Annotated in this window: 4 protein-coding genes; 1 reads left to right on the forward strand and 3 read right to left on the reverse strand. The window is 66.3% G+C overall.

The window, feature by feature from the left end:
* Positions 1–142 precede the first annotated feature (142 nt).
* Positions 143–1936, reverse strand: coding sequence for a BCCT family transporter (locus tag ABD154_RS06795; protein WP_344250728.1), 1794 nt, complete (start codon positions 1934–1936; stop codon positions 143–145).
* Between the two features lie 325 nt (positions 1937–2261).
* On the opposite strand from ABD154_RS06795, the gene ABD154_RS06800 reads away from it, so the two are divergent.
* Entirely contained in the window at positions 2262–3113 is an 852-nt protein-coding gene (locus ABD154_RS06800; protein WP_344250730.1) for an IclR family transcriptional regulator, read from the forward strand.
* Here the strand turns inward: ABD154_RS06800 and ABD154_RS06805 are convergent.
* Entirely contained in the window at positions 3025–4080 is a 1056-nt protein-coding gene (locus ABD154_RS06805; protein WP_344250732.1) for an amidohydrolase family protein, read from the reverse strand. The two genes, ABD154_RS06800 and ABD154_RS06805, sit on opposite strands and share 89 nt — an antisense overlap.
* A 71-nt stretch (positions 4081–4151) precedes the next feature.
* Positions 4152–5399, reverse strand: a complete 1248-nt coding sequence (locus ABD154_RS06810) for an MFS transporter (RefSeq protein ID WP_344250734.1) — start codon at positions 5397–5399, stop codon at positions 4152–4154.
* Positions 5400–5827 lie beyond the last annotated feature (428 nt).

Here is a 5827-nt window from a genome sequence, read left to right on the forward strand (position 1 = left end):
GAGATGGCCAAGGCGGCCTTGGCCATCTCAGACTCAACTGGCGCAAACTCGATGGGGGACGGGGCCGACGGGCGAACTCGACGTGGCAGCCCATCGACCTACCGCCAACCGTCCGCCCGTCCGCCCCGGCAACCGCCAGCCCTCAGTCCACGTTCGTCGGCGACCGGCTGCCGGTCCGGCTGGCCAGGGTGCTCTGCCGCTTGGGCTTCGGCTTGGACTTCGATTTCGGCTCGTCGACGTAGGGGTCGCGGAACTCCGGGGCGGGTTCGACGGCCTCGGGGGCGACGACGGTCTCGACCGAATCGTCGTACTCGCTGCTGAACTCGTCGGAGTCGTCCTCGCGGCGTTCGACCTCCTCGGGTGGGAGGACCTTCTTCCAGCGGCGCATGCGCACCCGCGGCAGCGCCCCGGCGTCCTCGCGCAGCGCTCTCATCAGGGCGTAGATCTGGAAGTACGCGATAACGAAGAACGGCAGGCCGATGAGAATGATCGTCGATTGGAGCGCCTCGAGCCCGCCCGATCCGGAGAACACGAGCAGCGTCGCCGTGACGACGGCGATCGCGAGCGCCCAGAAGATCCGCTGCGGGAGCGGATTGAAGTCCTCGTGCCCGTTGTTCATCGTGTCGACAACGAGCGCCGCGGAGTCGACCGAGGTGACGAAGAAGACGACGACGAGGAGGATCGCGACGATCGACACGGGGATCGCCAGCGGGTAGTGCTCGAGGAATGCGAAGAGCGCGCCCGGGATGTCGCCCTGGTTGACGACGCGGTCGACGAGACCGCCACCCTGGTTGAACTCGATGTCGAAGGACGCGTAGCCGAAGACGCCGAACCACAGGATCGAGAACGCCGAGGGAATCGCGAGGACGCCGATGACGAACTGTCGAATGGTCCGACCGCGGGAGATCCGGGCGATGAAGATCCCGACGAACGGCGACCACGTGATCGTCCACGCCCAGTAGAAGACCGTCCACGTCTTCTGCCAGCCCGTGTCGGCGAACGTGTCGTTCCACAGCGCCAGCTCGGGCAGCTGCTGGATGTACGTGCCGAGCGATTCGAAGATCCCCCGCGCCATGAACAGGGTCGGCCCGAAGACGATGATGAAGATGAGGAGCAGAACCGCGACGACGATGTTGATGTTCGAGAGCACCTTGATGCCCTTGTCGAGGCCGAGCGAGACGGAGATCGTCGCCAGACCGCAGACGACGCCGATGATGATGAGCTGCCACAGCGCGCTCTCGGGGATCCCGAGGACCTGGGCGAGCCCGCCGTTGATCTGCAGCGTGCCCAATCCGATCGACACCGCGACACCGAAGACTGTGCCGATGATGGCGATGACGTCGATCGTCTTCCCGATCGGCCCGTGGATCCGCTCACCGAGGATGGGCTGGAAGATCGAGCTCACCCGCGGCGGCAGGTTGCGCTTGTGGATGAAGTACGCGAAGCACAGCGCAGGCAACGTGAAGATCGTCCACGTGTGGAGCGTGAAATGGTAGTACGTGAAGTTCATCGCGTCGGCCGCGGCCTCGACCGTGCCCGGTTCGATCCCGGTGCTCGCGCGCGGTGGATCGCCGAGGTGGCTGACCGGTTCCGCGACACCCCAGAACATGAGGATGGAGCCGATTCCCGCGGCGAAGAGCATCGCGAACCAGGCGCCGTTGGAGTGCTCGGGCGGTTCGTCGTCGGGACCGAGTTTGACCCGACCGTACCGGGAGGCCGCAACGTAGATGAGGAAGACGAGGAACACCGTGACGCCGACGATGTAGAACCAGCCGAAGTTCGTCAGCAGCCAGTCCGAGGCAGCCGAGACACCGGTGTCGAGGGCGTCGGTGAAGACGATCGTCCCGACGACGAAGAGGATGATCACCGCCGCCGAGGAGAAGAAGATGGCCGGGTTCGTCCGCAGCCTGAGGGCATCGTGCAGTCGCGTGAGCATGCGCAGTACCTTCCGTTGATCACTCCTGCCCACGTTACCGAAGATCACGATGTTGACAACAAACTCACTTGTCACAATCAGATCAAGAACGCCCAGGTGGCGGCCCTCGATCCGCGAGTTCGACGGCATCGGAGCGGTTCGACGACGTCCCTGAGATCGTCACGAATTCTTCCCGAGTTCATCCCCAGCGCCGCCCCGCGCACCGGTCACCGGGACCGCGAACCGGGCGACCGCCTCGGCGAGAATTCATCTCCCGGACCTCTCAATCGAGACGTCATCGGCTCTTGGTCTCCCCGACGCGGCGGCATAGGGTTGTGGTGCACTGATGCGGGCCGGCGACGGGATGACGATCATGGAGAACCTCGACCTCCGGGCACTGCCGAGCACGTTCATCCAGTCGATCGACCGGGCGCTGCTGGTGCTCCGGATCCTGCGGGACTCCGCTCCGCTGCCTCTCCAGGAGATCAGCGCGCGGGCCGAGCTGTCGCCGTCGACGTGTCACCGGGTGCTTCAGATGCTCGTCTATCGTGATTTCGCCACTCAGCTCGATGACCGCCGCTATACGGTCGGGACGGCGGTGACAGCACCGCTCAACGTCTCGGACGAGCTCTTCGATCTCCAGCAGCGGGCTCGACGGCCGCTGCGGCGGCTGGTCGAAGAGACCGGGGAGACGGCTAACCTCATGGTGAGGACCGGCAGCAGCGTGCGGGTCGTCATCTCCTATGCGGGGGCGACCGAGCCGCACGTCGGCAGCCGGGAGAACGCCGTGCTTCCTGCCGCGACGACGGCGGGCGGGCTCGCGCTGCTCGCCCAGCTGCCCGACGAATGGCTCGTGCGGGTGTTCTTCAACGAGCAGATCGACCGGTCCTCCCCCGTCGGCGACCTCTTTCCCACGGCGGCGGACTTCATGAGGATGATGGAGCGGATCCGCTTCGACGGCTTCGCCCAGGTGTCCGGCTTCACCGAACGCGGGGTCGACGCGGTCGGACTCGCCCTGCGCGGCTGCGACAGTGTCGCACCGGTGGCCCTGAGCGTGGCCGCCCCGGAGGTCAGGGCGGCCACGCTCTCATCGCCGCGGGTCCGGGAGGCTATCGCCCGATGTGCTGCGGAGATCGGGCGGCGCTCTGCCCGGCCGGGCGATCGGCCGGGCGATCGGCCGGGTCGCCGCTCGGGCTGAATCCGAAAAGGCGCTGCGCATTGCCGGCGGCGATCTTCGCCTTGTCACGGTCGTTGAGTTCGACGTCGTCGAACCACACGGCGGCCTCCTCCATCGACTCGAACGGGTAGTCGGCGGAGAACATGATCCGATCGGCGCCGACCTCCTGGATCGCGTTGAGGAGGGCCGGCGTGCGGAAGTTCCCGCTCGTCGTGAGGTAGAAGTTGTTGCGCAGGTAGTGCCCGAAGGAGTGCTCGACGTCGAGACCGCGCGGGGCGACGGCGAGACGATGATCGGTGCGCCAGATGTTGTAGGGCAGCAGCTCGCCGAGGTGGCCGATGATGATGCTGATGCCCGGGTGCCGATCGAAGAGTCCTGAGCCCATGAGCCGCAGGGCGTGCGTGCCGGTTTCGACGGAGAACGCCCATGACGAGCCGTAGAGCCAGGGGTGCCCGTCGTACTGTGGGCTCTTCGAGACGAGCGGGTCGCGGGGGTGGAGGTAGATCGGGACGTCGAGCTCGGCGACCGTCGACCAGAAGTCCGCGTAGCGCGGATCGTCGAGGTAGACGACCGTGTTCTCGTCGTCGACCTGGGAGAAGCCGTTGATGAGGGCACCGACGAGTCCGAGGTCGCTGACCGCGCGGGTGAGCTCCTTCGTCGCGGCGTCCGGATCCTGCATGGGAAGGGCGGCGAACGAGGCGAAGCGGTCGGGGTTGACCGCGACCTGGTCGGCCGCGTAGTCGTTGAGCCGGTGCGCCCAGTCGACAGCCTCGGTGCGTTCGTAGAGCGATTGGATGCCCGGGGCGAGGAGGGAGAGGATGACCTTCTCGATGCCGAGTTCTTCCATCTTCTGCAGGCGCGTCTCATGGATGTCGAGCAGCGCGGCTCGCCTCTCCGGCCAGGCGTCGGGTGTGAAGTGCTCGGCGGACTGTTCGACGATGTTGGGGTCGGTGGCGCCGAAGTGCTCTTCGAGGGCGATCTTCTTCATGGTGGTCTCAGTGCTCCTCTGCAATGACAGGTGAATGGGTGGTGTGGTGATCTGGGCTGATGCGCGTGGCATCAGGAGGTGTGGGCGGTGTTCGGAGCGGTCGCACCGGCACTGCTCGCGCCGGCGAGAGCGGCAGTGTCATCGGGCACGGAGAGGGCCGCCCGCCGGATGACGAGGATGAGCACCCCCATGACGGCGGCAGCGAAGATCGCTCCCCCGGCGAAGACGCCGTAGACGGCGGCGACACCTGCTGCTGTGCCGATGAGCAGCCCGCCGGCCTGCGGGGCGAGGACCGCACCGAGGCGGCCCATCCCGAGTGCCCAGCCGAGCGCCGTCCCGCGGATCGCAGCGGGGTACGTGTTGTTGATGGCGCCGATGATCAGGCACATCGACCCGTGCGTGCCGATGCCCGCGACGATGAGCAGCAGGTAGGTGACGACGATGGGCAGCTGGTCGGAGATCATCGCGACCATGGCGAGGCCGGTCAGTGCGGTGGCGACGGCTGCCGCTGCCAGGGCGCCGTACCGGGTGCCCGCCCAGGCGGTGAGGATCGAGCCGATGACCGCGCCGATGTTGAGGGTGAGGGCGAAGGTCAGCGCCGATCCGAGGTCGTAGCCCTGGGTCTCGAGAAGCCGGGGCAGCCAGATGCCGAGTCCGAACCAGACGAAGAGCACGGCCAGAGCGGCGATGGCGAAGAGCGCGGAGATGAGCGCATACGGCCCGGCGAAGAGGGAGCTCCGGTTTGTCCGGTCGGCGCGGGCGCTGGCCTCCTCGGGCCCGCGGGAGGGCAGGTACTTGAGGGCGAAGGGGATGATGAGGAGCGAGACGAGGGTGAGGAAGAACATCCACCGCCAGCCGAGGGTGGGGATGACGATGAGGCCGGTGAGTGCGGCGAGGATTCCGCCGACGGGGACGCCGGACATCATGATCGTCGCGACGGTGGCCCGCCAACGTGGTGCGACGAGCCCGGCGACCAGGGCGTTCGAACTCGGCAGCAGACCGCCGAGGCCGACGCCGGCGAGGAATCGGAGCACCCCGAAGAGGACGGGGCTGTCGACGGCGCCGCAGAGGGCGTTGAGGCAGGTGAAGACGATGGTGCAGATGATCACGGTCCGCTTCTGACCGAACCGATCACCGAGGCGGCCCCCGAACAGGGCGCCGAGCATCATGCCGACGAACGCGAGCGACCCGAGGGTGCCGATTGATGCGTTCGTCAGGCCCCAGCCGGTGGTCTCGATGAGCGAGGACTGGACGGTGCCGAAGACGATGAGGTCGTATCCGTCGGAGACGACCAGTGTCCATGATACGAAGATCGCCATGACCGGCACGGCTTTGGCACCTGGCGACGAAGAGGCTGACGCAGACTGGTCAGGACTCCGGTATGTACTCATTTCGATCTCTTCTCGATCCTCACCGTTGAGGTGTGCAGCGCAGACTCTCTGCGGCTCCATGCACGCTACGGGGAGGACCACCGCCGGCACAGCGAATCGTTGATCAATTCCACACCGTGAAAATCCTATCGGGTGGTGAATGCGAAAAGGGGGACCTCACCAGTCCCCCACCACACCAGCCGACCCAACCAGGACCACCGGCACGAACGGTCACAACCCACCCGAAACCCAGTCCGGTGCGTGAATGCAAAAAGTGGGGGCACCCCCTACAAGGAGTGCCCCCACCAAAAAATATTGCGGCAGTCACTTACTCTCCCACAACCACCAAGTTGCAGTACCATCAGCATGACATGGGC

It is taken from the genome of Brevibacterium sanguinis (genome assembly GCF_039528855.1).
Classification (GTDB): Bacteria; Actinomycetota; Actinomycetes; order Actinomycetales; family Brevibacteriaceae; genus Brevibacterium; species Brevibacterium sanguinis.